General features: G+C 53.9%; 18 protein-coding genes. 8 read left to right on the forward strand and 10 right to left on the reverse strand.

Features of this window, described 5'->3' with window-relative positions; translation table 11 throughout:
* Window positions 1–22: 22 nt before the first annotated feature.
* The 3 genes from QUW60_RS01750 to QUW60_RS01760 all read right to left on the reverse strand — a co-directional run bounded on the left by QUW60_RS01750 (window position 23) and on the right by QUW60_RS01760 (window position 882).
* The gene (locus QUW60_RS01750) at window positions 23–232 is read right to left on the reverse strand and encodes a hypothetical protein (protein ID WP_289558228.1); all 210 of its coding nucleotides are present in this window, start codon (window positions 230–232) and stop codon (window positions 23–25) included.
* 114 nt (window positions 233–346) lie between these two features.
* Complete coding sequence (locus QUW60_RS01755; RefSeq protein WP_289558229.1) at window positions 347–535, reverse strand: hypothetical protein; 189 nt, start codon at window positions 533–535, stop codon at window positions 347–349.
* The gene (locus QUW60_RS01760; protein WP_289558230.1) at window positions 505–882 is read right to left on the reverse strand and encodes an outer membrane protein assembly factor BamD; all 378 of its coding nucleotides are present in this window, start codon (window positions 880–882) and stop codon (window positions 505–507) included. The genes QUW60_RS01755 and QUW60_RS01760 overlap by 31 nt, the downstream gene beginning before the upstream one ends.
* Window positions 883–1,150: 268 nt before the next feature.
* Here QUW60_RS01760 and QUW60_RS01765 point away from each other — a divergent pair, with 268 nt between their 5' ends.
* The 5 genes from QUW60_RS01765 (at window position 1,151) to QUW60_RS01785 (ending at window position 5,664) form a co-directional block, all read left to right on the forward strand.
* Window positions 1,151–2,155: a PhoH family protein gene (locus QUW60_RS01765; RefSeq protein WP_258338398.1), complete on the forward strand. Its 1,005-nt coding sequence runs from the start codon at window positions 1,151–1,153 to the stop codon at window positions 2,153–2,155.
* Entirely contained in the window at window positions 2,136–3,080 is a 945-nt protein-coding gene (locus QUW60_RS01770) for a phosphoribosylaminoimidazolesuccinocarboxamide synthase (protein ID WP_289558231.1), read from the forward strand. The genes QUW60_RS01765 and QUW60_RS01770 overlap by 20 nt, the downstream gene beginning before the upstream one ends.
* 79 nt (window positions 3,081–3,159) lie before the next feature.
* A complete protein-coding gene (gene ubiE / locus QUW60_RS01775) occupies window positions 3,160–3,900 on the forward strand; it encodes a bifunctional demethylmenaquinone methyltransferase/2-methoxy-6-polyprenyl-1,4-benzoquinol methylase UbiE (protein ID WP_258338396.1) in 741 nt (246 codons plus the stop codon).
* Window positions 3,901–3,958: 58 nt separating this feature from the next.
* Complete coding sequence (locus QUW60_RS01780; RefSeq protein WP_258338395.1) at window positions 3,959–4,702, forward strand: shikimate dehydrogenase family protein; 744 nt, start codon at window positions 3,959–3,961, stop codon at window positions 4,700–4,702.
* 14 nt (window positions 4,703–4,716) lie between these two features.
* A complete protein-coding gene (locus QUW60_RS01785) occupies window positions 4,717–5,664 on the forward strand; it encodes an alpha/beta hydrolase (RefSeq protein WP_289558232.1) in 948 nt (315 codons plus the stop codon).
* A 25-nt stretch (window positions 5,665–5,689) separates the two neighbouring features.
* Here the strand turns inward: QUW60_RS01785 and QUW60_RS01790 are convergent, their stop codons facing one another.
* Genes QUW60_RS01790 through QUW60_RS01800 form a run of 3 tightly spaced genes read right to left on the reverse strand, consistent with a single transcriptional unit; the run spans window position 5,690 to window position 11,345 of the window.
* The gene (locus tag QUW60_RS01790; RefSeq protein ID WP_289558233.1) at window positions 5,690–8,677 is read right to left on the reverse strand and encodes a polysaccharide lyase family 8 super-sandwich domain-containing protein; all 2,988 of its coding nucleotides are present in this window, start codon (window positions 8,675–8,677) and stop codon (window positions 5,690–5,692) included.
* A gap of 22 nt (window positions 8,678–8,699) precedes the next feature.
* Window positions 8,700–9,389, reverse strand: coding sequence for a DUF6250 domain-containing protein (locus tag QUW60_RS01795; RefSeq protein WP_289558234.1), 690 nt, complete (start codon window positions 9,387–9,389; stop codon window positions 8,700–8,702).
* An 18-nt stretch (window positions 9,390–9,407) separates the two neighbouring features.
* Window positions 9,408–11,345, reverse strand: a complete 1,938-nt coding sequence (locus tag QUW60_RS01800; RefSeq protein ID WP_289558235.1) for an NAD(+) synthase — start codon at window positions 11,343–11,345, stop codon at window positions 9,408–9,410.
* A gap of 88 nt (window positions 11,346–11,433) precedes the next feature.
* On the opposite strand from QUW60_RS01800, the gene QUW60_RS01805 reads away from it, so the two are divergent.
* From QUW60_RS01805 to QUW60_RS01815, 3 genes are read left to right on the forward strand one after another with little or no spacing between them, the layout of a single operon-like run.
* A complete protein-coding gene (locus QUW60_RS01805) occupies window positions 11,434–11,682 on the forward strand; it encodes a hypothetical protein (RefSeq protein ID WP_289558236.1) in 249 nt (82 codons plus the stop codon).
* Window positions 11,683–11,705: 23 nt separating this feature from the next.
* Window positions 11,706–12,128 (forward strand): Fur family transcriptional regulator, encoded by a 423-nt coding sequence (locus tag QUW60_RS01810; protein WP_258338441.1) that lies wholly within the window; start codon window positions 11,706–11,708, stop codon window positions 12,126–12,128.
* Window positions 12,129–12,181: 53 nt separating this feature from the next.
* The gene (locus QUW60_RS01815; RefSeq protein ID WP_258338389.1) at window positions 12,182–12,733 is read left to right on the forward strand and encodes an NADH peroxidase; all 552 of its coding nucleotides are present in this window, start codon (window positions 12,182–12,184) and stop codon (window positions 12,731–12,733) included.
* Window positions 12,734–12,850: 117 nt separating this feature from the next.
* Here the strand turns inward: QUW60_RS01815 and QUW60_RS01820 are convergent, their stop codons facing one another.
* The 4 genes from QUW60_RS01820 to QUW60_RS01835 all read right to left on the reverse strand — a co-directional run bounded on the left by QUW60_RS01820 (window position 12,851) and on the right by QUW60_RS01835 (window position 16,939).
* Window positions 12,851–13,042 (reverse strand): hypothetical protein, encoded by a 192-nt coding sequence (locus tag QUW60_RS01820; protein ID WP_258338388.1) that lies wholly within the window; start codon window positions 13,040–13,042, stop codon window positions 12,851–12,853.
* Between the two features lie 81 nt (window positions 13,043–13,123).
* Window positions 13,124–14,494, reverse strand: coding sequence for a vWA domain-containing protein (locus QUW60_RS01825; RefSeq protein WP_289558237.1), 1,371 nt, complete (start codon window positions 14,492–14,494; stop codon window positions 13,124–13,126).
* Window positions 14,418–16,046 carry an AAA family ATPase gene (locus QUW60_RS01830; RefSeq protein WP_258338386.1) on the reverse strand — a complete coding sequence of 543 codons (1,629 nt, stop codon included), beginning with the start codon at window positions 16,044–16,046 and terminating at the stop codon, window positions 14,418–14,420. Before QUW60_RS01830 ends, QUW60_RS01825 begins: the two co-directional genes overlap by 77 nt.
* Window positions 16,034–16,939: a DMT family transporter gene (locus QUW60_RS01835; RefSeq protein ID WP_258338385.1), complete on the reverse strand. Its 906-nt coding sequence runs from the start codon at window positions 16,937–16,939 to the stop codon at window positions 16,034–16,036. The genes QUW60_RS01830 and QUW60_RS01835 overlap by 13 nt, the downstream gene beginning before the upstream one ends.
* Window positions 16,940–17,028: the final 89 nt, after the last annotated feature.

Below are 17,028 nucleotides of genomic sequence, written 5' to 3' on the forward strand. Positions count from 1 at the left end.
CCGTTCCGGCGTATAAGTTATCCTACAATTCATCAAGCAACTCCTCCGCCGTTTTGAACTCCAGCTTGCCTTCCAGGTTCTGCTTCAGTTCCTTGCACGCCTGGCCAAAATTTGCCAGAAAGTCTTCCCGGAGAAGCATTTTCTTCACTTTCTTCAACACGCTTATATCGCGCACATTCAGAACCTCGCGTATCACTTCGTTCTGCAATGCCTCCAAAGCAACAGTTCCCATACATGTCTTTTTTTCAAGATTATACCGGCAAAGATAGCACAAAATCCCAACTTTAAGGTGATTTTGCGGAAAGAATATGAAAGGAAAGGCACTTGCGCAAACGCAAAGCATCATTCACTTCCCGGCAGATCCGGACGGATATACGCGCCCGCTCATGCTCGTCTGCAAAGGATTTCCGCTTGGAGGGGTTATTTTGACATAACATTTGTTCGACTTTCCGTCGAGAAAGACCGCGATACGCTTGTCGGCCACAAGGCCTCCTCCGGTCACTTTCACCCTGAAGCGGATTTCTCCGTTCCGCATCTTTTTCCCCCGGAAACTTCCGCACGAAGCCCTTCCCTTTTCCTTGCCGGAAACTCGTCGGCAAAGAAACCTCTGTCTTCGAGAGAGATATAGGAGGTATATTTCCCGTCCGCTACGGCAAAATAGCTTCCGTGCAGTTCGCGGTATTCCGTGTGCGAAGAATGCTGCCAGGGACTTGCCGACGAGGGATAAACGGCATCCAGTTTCACGAGAAAGCGTCCGGCCTGCAAGGCTTCGAGTGCCGTGCGGTGCTCGGCGGACGGAACGGCGGTTTCTCTCTGCGTTCCGCAACTCCCCGCAAAGAGCGCGAGCGCAACAAGAAACATCATTCTGACTAAAGTTTTCATAACTTACGGATTTTATAATAGTTAGGACAATATTGACTTGCGGAAAAAACGTATTTTGCAATCTGATGTATAAATATACGCAAACATCCCGGTATCCCTCCAAAAAATGGCATGTTTAAGAACACAACGTCCTCATCCCAAAGCAGCATCCGAACGAAACAATCCTCCATTCCAAAATAAAATGCCCCCCGTTTCGCCACAATCAAAAAGTTATGATTAAATTTGCGGAAAATAAACGAAACACAAGCATAATCCGAATTTTGACTGAATGATAGAAAAACATATCGTACTGGAAGAGATCGACCCCGTCATATTCTATGGGGTGAACAACGCAAACATGCAGATGATCAAGGCGCTGTTTCCCAAACTGAGAATCGTGGCGAGGGGAAACGTCATCAAGGTGATGGGAGATGAGGAGGCCATGTGCGCCTTCGAAGACGCGATAACCGCGCTCGAAAAGCACTGCGCCACCTACAACTCGCTGAACGAGGAGGCGATACTTGACATCGTGAGCGGAAACATGCCCAAGATAGAGAAGACGGGCGACGCCATCGTGTTCAGCGTGACGGGAAAGCCGATCACGCCACGGAGCGAAAACCAGCTGAAGCTGGTGCGCGAGTTCGAGAAGAACGACATGATATTCGCCATCGGTCCGGCCGGCTCGGGAAAGACGTACACCGCCATCGCCCTGGCCGTGCGCGCCCTCAAGAACAAGGAAATCAAGAAAATCATACTGAGCCGGCCCGCGGTGGAGGCCGGCGAGAAACTGGGATTCCTTCCGGGCGACATGAAAGAGAAAATCGACCCCTACCTCCAGCCGCTCTACGACGCGCTGCAGGACATGATCCCGCCCGTGAAGCTGAAGGAATACATGGAGCTGAACATCATCCAGATAGCCCCGCTCGCCTTCATGCGCGGACGCACGCTGAACGACGCGGTGGTTATCCTCGACGAGGCGCAGAACACCACCGCCCAGCAGATCAAGATGTTCCTCACGCGCATGGGAATGAACACGAAGATGATCGTGACGGGCGACATGACGCAGATCGACCTCCCCCCGTCGCAGATGTCCGGACTGGTGCAGGCCATGAAGATCCTGAAAGACGTGAAGGGAATCAGCTTCGTGGAGCTTACGAAGAAGGACATCGTGCGCCACAAGCTGGTGACGCGCATCGTGGAAGCCTACGAGAAGTTCGAAGAAAAGACAAGAAAGGAAAAAACCGATTCATCCAACAATTTAAACAAGAAGAGAAATGAGCAAAGCATTGACTAAGACAGACTATCACTTTCCGGGTCAGAAAAGCGTGTACCACGGGAAAGTGCGCGATGTGTACAACATCAACGACGAAAAACTGGTAATGGTGGCAACCGACCGCATCTCGGCATTCGACGTGGTGCTCCCCGAAGGCATCCCCTACAAGGGACAGATGCTCAACCAGATAGCGGCCAAGTTTCTCGACGCCACCGCCGACATCTGCCCCAACTGGAAGCTCGCCACTCCCGACCCGATGGTGACGGTGGGCGTGCTGTGCAAGGGATTCCCCGTTGAAATGATCGTGCGCGGATACCTGTGCGGAAGCGCATGGCGGGCATACAAGAGCGGAGTGCGCGAAATATGCGGCGTGAGCCTGCCCGAAGGAATGCGCGAGAACGAAAAGTTCCCCCACCCCATCATCACCCCGACCACAAAGGCCGAAATGGGCCTGCACGACGAGGACATCTCGAAGGAGGAAATCCTGGCCAAAGGGCTGGCCACTCCCGAAGAATACGAAATCCTCGAGAAATACACCCTGGCTCTGTTTGAGCGCGGAACGGAAATCGCCGCCGAACGCGGACTGATCCTCGTGGACACCAAGTATGAGTTCGGAAAGCACAACGGAGAAATCTATCTGATGGACGAAATCCATACGCCCGACTCAAGCCGCTACTTCTATTCGGAGGGATACCAGGAACGCTTCGAAAACGGAGAGCCGCAGCGCCAGCTCTCGAAGGAGTTCGTGCGCGAATGGCTGATGGAAAACGGATTCCAGGGAAAAGAGGGACAGAAGGTGCCCGAAATGACCCCGGAAATCGTGAAGTCAATCAGCGACCGCTATATCGAGCTGTACGAACACCTCACGGGAGAAACTTTCGTGAAAGGGGATACGGACAGCCTGAACGGACGGATCGAAAAGAACGTGACGGATTATCTGAAATAAAAAACACTTACAGTCTTACAGCTGACAGTTGACAAAAACGCCAACTGCCGGCTGTCACCCATCAACCATCAACTGCAACATGCCTCACTATCCTCAAGAAAACATCAAGCCTTACGACAAGAACGGGAGCAAGAAGGAACAGGTGGAAAAGATGTTCGACCACATCGCTCCCGCCTACGACAACCTGAACCACCTGCTCTCGTGGGGCATCGACAAGAGCTGGCGGAAGAAAGCCATCAACCTGCTCAAGCCTTTCCGCCCGCGGCGCATCATGGACGTGGCCACCGGAACGGGAGATTTCGCAATCAAGGCCTGCCGGATGCTCGACCCCGAAGAACTGGTGGGCACGGACATCTCGGAAGGCATGATGAACGTGGGGCGCGAAAAGGTGAAGCAGATGGGGCTCGACCGCCAGATCTCGTTCGCCAAAGAAGACTGCACGGCACTCTCATTCCCCGACAACCGCTTCGATGCCATCACCGTAGCCTTCGGGGTGAGAAACTTTGAAGACCTCGACCGCGGGCTCAGGGAAATGCGCCGGGTGCTCGCTCCGGGCGGACACCTGGTGATCCTCGAGCTTTCCACCCCCGAACGCTTCCCCATGAAGCAGCTCTACTCCGTCTACTCGAAGGCCGTGATCCCGACACTGGGAAAACTCCTCTCGAAAGACCGGAGCGCCTACACCTACCTGCCGCAATCCATCAAGGCATTCCCGCAAGGCGAGGTGATGCAGGAAATCATGCTGCGGGCAGGATTCGGCCAGGTGAGCTTCAAACGGCTCACAATGGGAATATGCACGCTCTATTTCGCCACCAAATGAAACACGGACGCGGTCCCAAACAGACGCATTACAACAAACTAATTATGACTGGTTACTCATGAAAAAATACGGTTTAATAGGATATCCTCTCGGCCACTCCTTCTCTAAAAACTTCTTCAACGAGAAGTTCCATTCAGAAAACATCGACGCCGAATACGTGAACTTTGAAATCCCCTCCATCGACGAGCTCCCCAAGGTGATCGCCGAAAACCCGAACCTGGAAGGGCTGAACGTAACCATACCCTACAAGGAAAAGGTAATCTCTTATCTCGACAGGCTGGACGATACGGCCGCCGCAATCGGAGCGGTCAACGTGATAAAAATCGACCGGACAAAGGGAAAGGTGAAGCTGGCGGGATACAACTCAGACATCATCGGCTTCACGCGCTCCATCGAGCCGCTCCTGGAGCCCTACCACAAGGGCGCGCTGATTCTGGGAACCGGAGGCTCCTCGAAGGCCATCCGCCAGGGACTGGAGCAGCTGGGGCTCAAAACGCTCTTCGTTTCGCGCAGCAAGCACAACGGAAACACCGTCACCTACGAGGAAATCACTCCCCAGATAATGAGCGACTACAAGGTTATCGTCAACTGCACCCCGGTAGGGATGTATCCCCAGGCCGACAAGTGCCCGCAGATTCCCTACACCCTGCTCACTCCCCAGCATCTGCTCTACGACCTGCTCTACAACCCCGACACCACGCTTTTCATGAAAAAGGGAAGCGACCAGGGGGCTATCGTGAAGAACGGGCTTGAGATGCTTCTGCTCCAGGCTTTCGCGTCGTGGGACATCTGGAACGAATGAAAGGGAGGGTCCGCATGAAAAAGAAACTGCTGGCAGGAGCCGGCATTGCGCTGCTGGCTCTCATGGCCGCCTCCATCGGAGGGGGGATGTATCTGATTGACTATGCTCTCCGCCCCGACAGGCCGGAACGCAGCGTGCGCGAAGCCATCGCCGAAACCTGCAAGGACTATCCCGCCATCACTACGTGGGCAGACAGCCTGCAGAGGCACAAAGCACTGAAAGACACGTTCGTCACGGCTCCCGACGGAACGGCTCTCCACGCGTTCTATGCGTATGCCGCCCGTCCGACGGGAAACACGGCACTGGTGATTCACGGATACGGAAACCGTGCCACCGACATGCTCCACATCGGATACATGTACAACCATTCGCTCGGATACAACATCCTGATGCCCGACCTGCGCCATGCGGGACAGAGCGGAGGCGAGGCCATCCAGATGGGCTGGCTCGACCGGCTGGACGTGATGCAATGGATCGGCGCGGCTCCGGCTCTCTTCGGCGATTCGCTCCGGATGGCGGTACACGGCATATCCATGGGAGGAGCCACAACGATGATGGTGTCGGGCGAAGACCTCCCCGGCTATGTGCGCTGCTTTATAGACGACTGCGGCTATACGAGCGTATGGGACGAGTTCAGCAAGGAGCTGAAGACGCAGTTCGGGCTCCCTCCCTTCCCTCTGCTCCACACCGCGAGCTGGCTCTGCGGCATGAAGTACGGATGGAACTTCCGCGAGGCCTCAGCGCTGAAGCAGGTGGCGAAGTGCACGAAGCCGATGCTCTTCATCCACGGAGCAGACGATGACTACGTGCCCACATGGATGGTCTATCCGCTCTACGAGGCCAAGCCCCAGCCCAAGGAGCTATGGATCGTTCCGGACACGGAACATGCAGAGGCATACCGCAACCGTCCGGAAGAATATACACGGAGGACGAAGGAGTTTGTGGGGAAATACATCCGGTAACTCCTCCCCCGGATTACATGCCTCCTCAGAAAGCCTTGGGAATCCTCACCACAACGGGAACGGCGGAGTACAAATCCGACTGGCAGCCGTAACGCGCGGCATCCCTGATGTCGGGAAGCTCTACCGTAACCCTGCTTCGTGCGCCTTCCGATGCCACCGTAACCGTTTCTCCCTCATAAGGATTCATGCCCGGCACGGGATATGCGTAAACTCCGGGGTTCAAGGCAAGGGACAACGTGAAGCTCAGCGTCTGCTTCTTTCCGTCGGGCATGGGATTGCCGACGGACAGCACCCATCCGTCCCCCATATCACGCAGCATAATCTCGGCTACATCGTCTGATACGACCTTCACCCCTCCGGCTTCAATCTCGTCCGGGCGGAAGAAAGCGTATTGCCAGGTTTTCTCATCAGCGGAATAGGCCGCATGGGCCGACTTCGGCTTCTGCACGAGTTCCAGACTGCCCAGCAAAGCCTCAACTTTTTCCGGCATTTCTTCCGCACTGACGTTCGGAAGCTGGATATAGCGGCAAGCGTCGCTCCATTCCTCTCCCGGCACCGATCCGTGGCCGATGGCTATGATGAAGTTTGGTTTTCCTCCCGCCTCCCGGGGGTCGGTTGCATTGATTTCCTTTCCGGTCTTTATCAGCAGCTGCAATTTTCCTTCCGGAAGCAGCACATATCCCTTCTTGCCCTGATGCAGCCAGCATACGCCCTCGACAGGTTCGGCTATATTCACCGACTCGCCGGGGGCGATTTCATGCCGTTTTCCGTTGGCGTGCCATGTAAGCGTTCCTCGCAAGGCCGTCTGGTCAACGAAAGTCGCGATGTCCTTCTGCTGCCCCTCCCTTTCCCGGGCGATTCCGCTGGCCAGAAGTACAATTTTGTCTTCAATGAAATGATAGCTCTTGAAGGCGGAGGCAGAGCTGTAGGTTTCCGCCGGCAGATGATGATAGATGCCCATCCCGTTCAGCCCGTCGGACAATACCCCCGCAATCTTGTTCTTTCCGGGAAGCGATGCCTGCGAACCTCCCTCCAGCGGAAAAGGGTCGGTGCGCCACTCCTCGGTCAGACCGGGCAAGGCGTGCCAGTCGAAGTTCTTCAGCACCTTGTCCGAATACTCGTCGCCGTCCACCTTCACCGGAAGGATTCCATATCCCATGTGCCAGGAATGACGGACCTTGCGGTCAAAATCCTCCGCACCCACGGTACGCTCGGACTTCAGCTTGAGGGAGGCATAGAAAGACGGCTCATTCTCTCCACGGCGGTGCACCAGAAACTCGTTCACCCAATAAGCGTGCGTACCGGAATGCTCGTAAGTGTTTTCCTTGAGCCTCCGGCAAACCTCCTCCAGCTCTTCCGCCCTCTCCAGCCGGGTATCCCTGCTGCGTGCCCTGAACAGGCTGCGGACGGCGTTCGGATAAGTCTTCAGCGCAAAACGCCGCATATCATGCAAAAAAGAGCGGCCTGCCACCAGAAAATCCATCCGCTGCTTGTAGAACAACTTGGGATACACCTCCAGCAGGCGGTCGAGCTGGAACTGATAGTGCTTGTCCGCAATCTTGAACGGCGTGTCCCTGAAACAGGCATATCCCTCCGAACACTCCGTAAGCCACTCAAAGCCGTATGCCACCATCGCCGCATCCGTACCGTGCCCGATATGATGCGACACCGTACCGTCGGGCTGGAAGCCGGACTGGGCATAGCGGTGCGCGGGGATGTTATACTTCGTCATCCAGTAGCTTACGTCAGACACCACACCGTGCGGGCTCCATCCCGGCTGGAAGCTGAACCCCTCGAAAGGCTTTCCTCCGTAAAAGTCCTCGTACCAATATTGCACGTATGTCATCGGACGGTTATAGTCGGCCCAGATAAGCGGAAGGGCCAGCATGGTGCGCGAACGGTGCCCGAGATTGGCATCCGCCCAGGCTCCGGAAGAATAGAGCGTGTCGCGGATTTCCCCCCAGCGCTCGTCGGGATTGTCGATGGCCCGCCGGCTCTTGATCACGGACATGAATATCTGGAAATAACGTACCAGCGCATCATGCACCTGCAGGCAGGTTTCATCCCCCTTCTTCATGCCCTCAAGCAGACCGGGCATCAGATGCAAGGCCGGAACAACCAGCGGGTCGGTCATTGTCCACTGGTGCGTAGGAACCTGACGCCCGATGATTCCGTCCGCCTCCAGCAGGCTGAACCCGTCGCCCGTACAGTCGCCGATGGGCTTCCCGTCAATCATCACGTCATCCCCCTCCACGGGAACCGACCTCGTATATGCGAGAATAGCCTTATACAAGGCATTCTTCAACCGCTCGCGCTTGTCCGTCCGGCCTTCCGGGCCATATACCTCCGATGCGGCATAGGCATAGCCCATCTGCCCGATCTTGCTGGCGATGGATGTCCAGTCGTGCTCGATTGTATTTCTCCCGTCAAAATCCTGCGGTTTCGTGCCGTACGAACGGAAGCCCTCGAACTTTCCTCCATTGCGCTCCACCTCTTCGATCATGGCTCCAATCTCTGCATCCGTACATTTCTTGTTGCCGTACATACGGGGGTTTCTGAGCGTCTTCGGAAGATAGCGTTCATAAAGCAGGCTCCACAATGTCTGCTTCACGATGCGCACGTTTACATCAAACTTCTCCAACTGCCTGTCCCCGTCTTTCAGGGCTACAATCATCCGATAGTTCCGGGGGGCGGAAGGAGTGCTTTTCCCTTTATCCACCTCCAATACTCCCATCATGCGCTTTGACAGGTCATACCGGGTTTCGATGCGGAACAGCGCCTCTTCCGGCTGGCGGAGAATCTCAAAGTGATAGCCTTCGGGAACCGGCATCGTATGCACGTCCTTGTTCCTCTCCAGATGGATGCGTCCGGTCACTTCCGTCCCTTCCGGGCTATCAACCAGTATGTCAAAATAACTTGCCAGCACCTTTTCCTGAGCCGCGTACAGACCTGCGGGCAACAGACAAAGCAGGCAAATCAAACTTGTTCCAAAAAGCAAATGTATTCTTTTCATGGTGTCAGCCATTCTACAGCCCTCAGTCAATCTTTTTTACTCGGAAACCGGTCACCTGCACATGGTTTTCCAGCAGACGGAGGCCGAAGTTTCCGTCACACTGGCCTTCCTTCACGGCATAGCGGAAAAGTTCTTCCCCGTCCACGCTATACGTCGTAACCCCTTCCTCCACACGGATGCGGATATTCATCCAGCGGTTGGGCTTCAGCAGGTGGGCTTCGTCGGTATACTCCTTAATGACGGGACGGGTCACATCATCCTTCGTATCCATGCCCCGTCCGAAATATTCGCGGAAACGGGTCGTTGAGTTATGGTTCCCCCCATAGCCCACATACATCAGCGTGAGCGACTTGTACCGCTGGAAGATTCCCATCCTCCATCCTGCCCGCGCATAAAGGTCGCCGGGATGCAGAGGGTCGTTGGCTCCCCAGAAACAATTCAGGTCACTCAGCCGGTCGCAAGCCCCTCCCTGCATCAGCACACACACACGATACGCAATCTCGTAATGCCCGGTCAGACGGGGCGCGTACCACAAGGTCACCCCTTTCGGCGAAACGATGTCCAGCGTATCGCCCGCCACCTCAATGCTCATCTGCCCGGAATGATCCTCAGCTTTCCAATACTTCAGCGAAACCTGCTGCGCATGAAGGCACGCCGCCGGGCAGCACAACGCCAGAACTCCCGCAAGATTTCTTATCAGATTCTTTTTCATCCCCATGACTTTTACTTGCTACCCCTGCAACTCTTCGCACTCCTTCATCCACAAAGCCGCACTCGCATCGCTCGGCATACGCCAGTCGCCGCGGGGGCTGAGCGACACGGAACCCACCTTCGGGCCGTCGGGCAGGCACGAACGCTTGAACTGCTGAGAGAAGAAGCGTCGGAAGAAGATGGTCAGCCATTTCTTGATGGTTGTACTGTCGTATGTGTTTCGGAAAGCAATCTCGGCCAGGTAATAGATCTTTGCCGGACGCGCGCCGAAACGGAGGAAATGATACAGGAAGAAGTCATGCAGTTCATACGGCCCTACCAGGTCTTCGGTCTTCTGCCTGATGTTTCCGTTCTCGTCCGCCGGAATCAGTTCCGGACTGATGGGCGTGTCGATGATGTCGAGCAGGGTGTTGCGCGAAAGCGTGTCCACGCCGGTCTGCGCCACCCATCCCACCAGGTAGCGCACCAGCGTCTTGGGGATGCTGGCGTTCACCCCGTACATCGACATGTGGTCGCCGTTGTAGGTGGCCCATCCGAGAGCCAGCTCCGAAAGGTCGCCCGTACCGATAACCAGCGCCCCGATCTTGTTCGCATAGTCCATCAGCACCTGCGTGCGTTCGCGCGCCTGGCCGTTTTCGTAGGTCACGTCGTGCACCGACATGTCTTGCCCGATATCCTGGAAATGCTGGATGCAGGCATCCTTGATGCTTATCTCCTTTGCCGTGACCTGCAGCGAAGCCATCAGCGAAAGCGCATTGTTATAGGTGCGGTCGGTTGTTCCGAATCCCGGCATCGTGATGCCCGTAATCCCTTTGCGCGGCAAGCCCAGCTTGTCGAAGGTTTTCACGCACACCAGCAAGGCCAGCGTAGAATCCAGTCCGCCGGAAATGCCCACCACCACGTTCTTGCAGCCGGTATGCACCAGACGCTTGGCAAGGCCTGCCACCTGTATGGAGAATATTTCCTCGCAGCGCTCGTCAAGCTGCCTGCTCCCCGACGGAACAAACGGATGCGGGTCGACGCTCCGGCTCAATGTCAGCTCGCGCGAAGCCACCAGTTCGGCCGACACCCTCAGAGGCTGGCCGGAAGCGTTTGCCCGGACACTGGCGGCGAAAGTGGTGTTTACCAGACGCTCCCCGCGCAGACGCTCCACATCAATCTCGCTCACCACCAGCTGCTCCTCGAACGAGAAACGCTCGGAAGCCGCCAGCAGGTTGCCGTTTTCATAAATCAGACCGTTTCCGGCAAACACCACATCGGTTGTAGACTCTCCGAAACCCGAAGAGGCAAACACATATCCCGCCAGGCATCGCGCCGACTGCTGGGCGAGCAAAGAGCGGAGATAAGCGTGCTTGCTGATATTCTCCGTATCGGCCGACAGGTTGAAGATGATCTCGGCTCCCTTCAGAGCCAGTCCGGAACTGGGCGGTATGGGCGCCCATATATCCTCGCAAATCTCCACGCCGAAGCATGTGTCGGACGTGTCGAAAAGAATGTTCGCGGTGAGCGGAACAAGCTGGCCGCACAGACGGACCGTCGCATTGTCCGGAAGCGTGGAAGCAGAGGCAAACCATCGCTGCTCGTAAAACTCTTTATAGTTGGGAAGATAAGTCTTCGGAACCACACCCAGTATCTTGCCCTTCTGAAACACCACGGCACAGTTCATAAGCACCGGCCCGGCCGTTACGGGCATGCCGACAATGGAAATGATGTCGAGCTGGCGCGTGTTGTTCATCACCTGCATCAGAGCGAACTCAGCCTGCTCGAGCAGCAGGGACTGGGCAAACAGATCGGCGCACGAGTAGCCCGTCAGCGAAAGTTCCGGAAACACCACAATCTGCACGCCCTTGCCGTCGGCAATCACGATCTGCTTCTCTATTTCCTGCGCATTGAACTTGCAGTCAGCAACCTTTACAGAGGGAACGGCTGCCGCAACCTTTACAAAACCATATTTCATATCTACATCTTTTAATGCACAAAAATAAGCAATATTCAGACAACAGGAGCAAAGTTCGCCCTTTTTTCGTCCGCCCGAAGGCGCCCGCATGCAAAGACAAATGATGCCGTCTGATTCCGGCAAAAAAATGACCCGTCATCTTCATCAGTCTTTCCCATCATCCTCATCAAAACAAGCCGTCATCTTCATCAAGATTACACGTCATTTTCAACACCTCCTCCAGCCATGTCCGGCAAAGGAAGAAAGCAAGAAAGAAAGTAAAAAAATCAAAAAAAACAGGCAAGGCTTTGCCAATATAAAAAATCTTTATACATTTGCCATCGAATTAGAATTGTAACAATTACATAATTGAAAGAAGAGATGAACGTTTACGAATACCTGCTTAATTACAATATCAAGCCATCCGTACAACGCATTGCAATTATGGACTATTTGCTCAAGCATGAAACGCATCCGTGTATCGATGAGATTTATATGGCACTGTGCAAAGAGATTCCGACTCTTTCAAAGACTACGGTCTACAACACCCTGAAGCTGTTTGTAGAACACGGAGCCGCAAAGATGCTGACGATTGACGAGCGCAATGCCTGCTTTGACGGAAACACAAGCCTGCACGCACACTTCCTGTGCAGAAGCTGCGGAAAGATTTTCGACATGCCGCTGAAAGAAGAGCTCACCGACACAGACAAGCTGGGCGAAGAAGGGTATGTGGTTGAAGAAGTCCACTACTACTACAAAGGAATCTGTCCGGAATGCGCGAAACAGAAGAGCAAGAAAAACTGATTTTGAGTTTTAACTAACTGCAATATAAACTAATAACTTAAACTTTTAGACGTATGAAAAAATTTATCTGTACTGTATGTGGTTACATCTACGAAGGTGAAACAGCTCCTGAAAAGTGTCCGCTCTGCAAGGCTCCGGCATCTAAGTTCAAGGAAATGGAAGAAACCGCCGGCGGACTGACTTTCGCTGACGAACATGTCATCGGCGTTGCCAAAGGCTGCGATGAAGAAATGATCAAGGACCTGAACAACCACTTCATGGGCGAATGCACTGAAGTAGGAATGTATCTGGCCATGAGCCGTCAGGCCGACCGCGAAGGCTATCCCGAAATTGCTGAAGCTTTCAAACGCTATGCTTGGGAAGAAGCTGAACACGCTTCAAAATTCGCCGAACTGCTGGGCGACTGCGTATGGGACACCAAAACCAACCTGGAAAAGCGCATGAACGCTGAATGCGGAGCTTGCGAAGACAAGAAGCGTATCGCTACCCGCGCAAAACAGCTGAATCTGGATGCTATCCACGATACGGTTCACGAAATGGCTAAAGACGAAGCTCGCCACGGCAAAGGCTTCGAAGGTCTGTACAACAGATATTTCAAGAAATAATCACTGTCTGCCAGACATCTGAAAAAAACGCAGGCTGACGCTGAAAACAAACCGATGTGCATACGTCGGGAAGAAGCGCCGGCCTGCGTTTCGCTTTTTCTGCAATCGCCGCCTTCCTTATTTCTTTCTGCGGAACACCAGCCGGTAAACGGTGAGAACCAGATCGACGGCCACAACCAGCCCCCATATTACGAACGCCACGGTAAGCACCGTATTTTCCGGATTCCACAGCATATAGATGCAAGCCAGCGCACACAGATCAACCAATCCGCCCAAAACGCTGGAGCGTGAAAACAGTCCTCTTGCCATAATCATTTTCTTTTTTCAGTTATACAACACATTTCAGCAGGCAAAAGTAATGATATTCTCACAAAGAAAAAACAGGATGCGTCAGCGTACTTCCCAATACTTGTCACAGAAGTTCAGATAATCCGGTTCGGGGCGCGTTCCAAACAGCAGGGCATAGAAAGAAGTGCCGCTCAGTTTTGCCTTGCGCACCGACTCCAGAAGCGCATCATCGGCGGGAGGAAGCTCAAAGTCGGAGATAAGCACCACGTCCGAACGCTTCCATCCCTGGTTGCGAAGCATCACCAACGCCTCGCCGACGGCCGGACGTATATCCGTACCTCCGTCAAAGCTGTGCGCAAGAAACTCGGCCAGCATCGGAAGGTCGGTTCTGAAATCGCGCACCAGCAGGGTCCGCACTTCTTCGGCAAAATTGATGACATAGCATCTTCTGTGTGTCTTTTCCACAAGCCGGGCAATGGCAAGCACCGCCGACTTGGCAAGCATCTCTCTCCGTCCCCCCATCGAACCGGAGGTGTCGACACAAACGATAAAAGGCCCTTGCCCGCTCACGGGGTGACGCTCCGAACGGCTCGAACTGTCAACGGCCACCGAACGGCTATCGAACACCTGCAGGCGCTTTTCCACATATTTCCGGAGAAAGACCGGATGGAGCTTCTCGTCCGACAGGCAGCAATATTCTGCCGGAAGCAGGCTGTTCAGGTTATCCCCCACGGTTATTCCTTCAATATCGCTCTGCACGGCATGGCGCACCAGGCTTTCTTTCGATATGCCCGAGAGCGAATCAAACGACATGCGCTCCCCCGCACTCCGCTTTCCAAGCACACGGACCAGCTCGCGGATAGAGGCATTCTTTTCCATCTGCCGCTCGTAAGGAAATATCCTGCGGTAAAGTTCGGGATGATTCAGCATCAGCCACTTGATCCGGGAACCCGGCTGGCTGGCCTCGGTCTTCAGCCCGAAACGCTTGTCGAGCAGGATAAAGCCCCGGCAAAGCTCGTCGATGTGGTGATACTGGTAGTCGTATTCCTTGGCGTTCAGCAGACGATGCCACTTGTCCAGAAAACTCTCCTGCAATTCCTTCCGCTCTTTTCCTGCCTGAGGAAGCATCTCCATCCGCCCGATATAATAGTCTATATCCAGTTCAAACAGCGGATAACGCTTTGCAAATGCCGGCTTCATCCGCTTCATGAAATCCAGCATGGCGGAAGGAGAAAGCGGCTCGCTCTCATAAAACACCTCCCACTCGGGAGTATAGCGCGAGTAGAACTCCTGCAAGGAAGGCGATGTCTTCTGATAATAATCCCACACATACGCTTCCAGCTCGCGCGGAAACACGGTCTGCTCGCGCAAGCAGTCCTCAAGCTTCGCATAGCACTCAGCGCGAAGACGCTCCAAATAGACCGCCTTCAGGTCTTTCAGACGGATATTCCTGATTCTCTTTACGGTAGGCATGCTTCAACTCTTCAAACTCGTTGCGGTAGCGGCCGGCTGCTCCCTGCTGGGCCTGCAACATCCGCACCATCTTTTCTTTTTCTTTTGCGGAAAGGAAAAGGTGCTCCTGGCAATACTGCTGCTCCGCATCCAGCAGGTCCCGGCAGCCGCCTTCCACATTCGAAAGCATCCGGTCCAGATGAATGAACTTTTCCTCTACAGCCTTTTCTGAAATCCCTCCGCTTACGGGGACCGCATCGCCTCCCGGCACACACAACAAAGGATATTCGTAGTCATTGACAAGCACCGACCGGCATCCCCTGCGCAAAGAATAAATCTTCGACTGGGGAACTTTATTCCGCATCGAGGGATCGTATTTCTTCAGTATATAGCAGTTCGTTTTATACTTGTCCTTATGCATATAGAACAGCCTGCCCCTGTCGTTCAGATTCTGATAATCATCGGCAAACAGCAGCAGACGCCCGGGAATGCGCGCTTTCTCTATCTGGTAATAAAAATTGTCGACCAGCTGAAGAGCCGGATCACGGCTTTCATTCAAACCGGAAACGGAAGCCAGCTCACTTTTCAGATTCTCCAGTTCACGGCCCACACTCGCAAGATTCAGCATGTATCCCTCCATGCTTTTCCTCACCGAAGCCATCACCGCCTCCGCAGCCCAGTCAATCTGGTCCGGCTCGCCCCAAAGGCAATGCGCCAGCAGCAGGCAGTCGGACAAACGGACCGTATCCGATCCGTTCAGAAAGGCAGAAGCCCGCATCAGCCTGACCAGCTTTTTCCACCGCCGGTCGGACACATACAGATAAGGCACTCCCGACGCATCATTCTCGATACGTCCGTTGTATTCTTCGATCTGCTCGCGCAGCAGATGGATAACCTCCAATACAGAATAATGTACCTTTATCTCCGAAATGCGCCGCTGCCATTCCGCATATTCTTCCCTGTCTACCGGCAGATCCTCCGGAACAACCGGCTCGCTCTCGTCCGAAGAAAGAACCATCCGGTCGAAGTCGGACACGTCTTCCACCCCTCCCACAAGCAGACGGATCAGGAAACGGTCATACAACGCCTCCAGTCCCTGCCCCTGTGCCGGAAGTTCATTCGAAGCCGCTATCAGTCCCTTCAATGGAATGCGGAGCAGATTGTTTCCGTTACGGTAGACTTTCTCGTTAATGACTGTCAGCAAAGCGTTCTGAATGGCAGGTCCTGCTTTCCATATTTCATCAAGAAACACCACATCAGCCGTCGGAAGATAGCCCTCTGTTACCCGCTCATACTTGTCCAGATCCTTCAGCCTGGAGATAGACACCGGACCGAAAATCTCGTCGGGAGTACTGAAACGGGACATCAGGTATTCAAAAGCCGCGCCATGACGGAAAGCCAGTTTAAGCCGGCGCGCCACCATACTCTTCGCCACGCCCGGAGGACCGAACAGAAAGATGCTCTCGCCCGCCATAGCCGACAAGAAAGACAAGGCTATGACATGCTCTTTTCCATACACCCGCTCATTCAATACTTCCAGCAATTGCCGGACACGAACTCTCAACGTTTCCATTTGACATAAATTGAAGGAGTCATCTTCTTTTGATGGAGCAGGACACTGCACGTCTGAAGCACCACAGACAGGATAATCAGTCCCAGTCCGAAATAAAAGCTCGCGCCCAGATCTTTTGCTTCATGAAAAATAATCATAGCCCCGATGATGCTATAGATAGGCTCCAGATTGTAGCTCAAATTGACCGTAAAGGCCGAAACCTTCTTCAGCACCTGAATCTGCAGGATGTAAAGCACAACCGTACAGACGGATGCAAGACAAAACAGATAAACGAAATCCTTCATCTCGGGCACAATCGTCCCTACCGGGAAATAATGCAGATAGAAGGGCAACACGCACGATATGCCGACAAATCCGCCTGCCATCTCATAAAGCAGCATGGTGCTCGAGGTATATCCCACCGAAACCTTCTTGTTGACAATGGTGAACAAAGAGGCCAAAGCGGATGAAACCACTCCCATGCAGATGCCCAAGCGGTAGCGCGTATCAAAATGAAATATCAGCACAATTCCCATCACCGCAACCAGGCTGAACAGAATCTCGCGCACAGATATGCGGTGGCGGTTGATTGCCGGCTCGAACAAGGCCGTAAAAATGCTCATAAGCGAAAGGCATACCACGCCGATAGAAACATTCGAGGCCTTGATGCTCCCGTAAAAGAAAAGCCAGTGCGCCGAAAGCAGCAGCCCCACACCGCCTATCTTCAGAACATCGCGGAGCGTCACCTTGCGAAGCTTCTTCCACACGGCAAGCAAAACCGCAAACATCAGCGAGGCAAGCATCATCCGATACCACACGAGCAGCGCCTCGTTCAAAGTGATCAGCCTTCCGAATATTCCCGTTCCTCCGGCTATCAGAATAGAAAGATGAAGTTTGACAAAAGCTTCTTTCATACCCTAACACAGTTTAAACTAAAGGGCTGCACCAAATACAGATTGATACAGCCCTTTTTCTATCAAATGATAAGTCTAATTCTAAAATC

Source organism: Bacteroides gallinaceum, assembly GCF_030373775.1.
Lineage (GTDB): Bacteria > Bacteroidota > Bacteroidia > Bacteroidales > Bacteroidaceae > Phocaeicola > Phocaeicola excrementipullorum.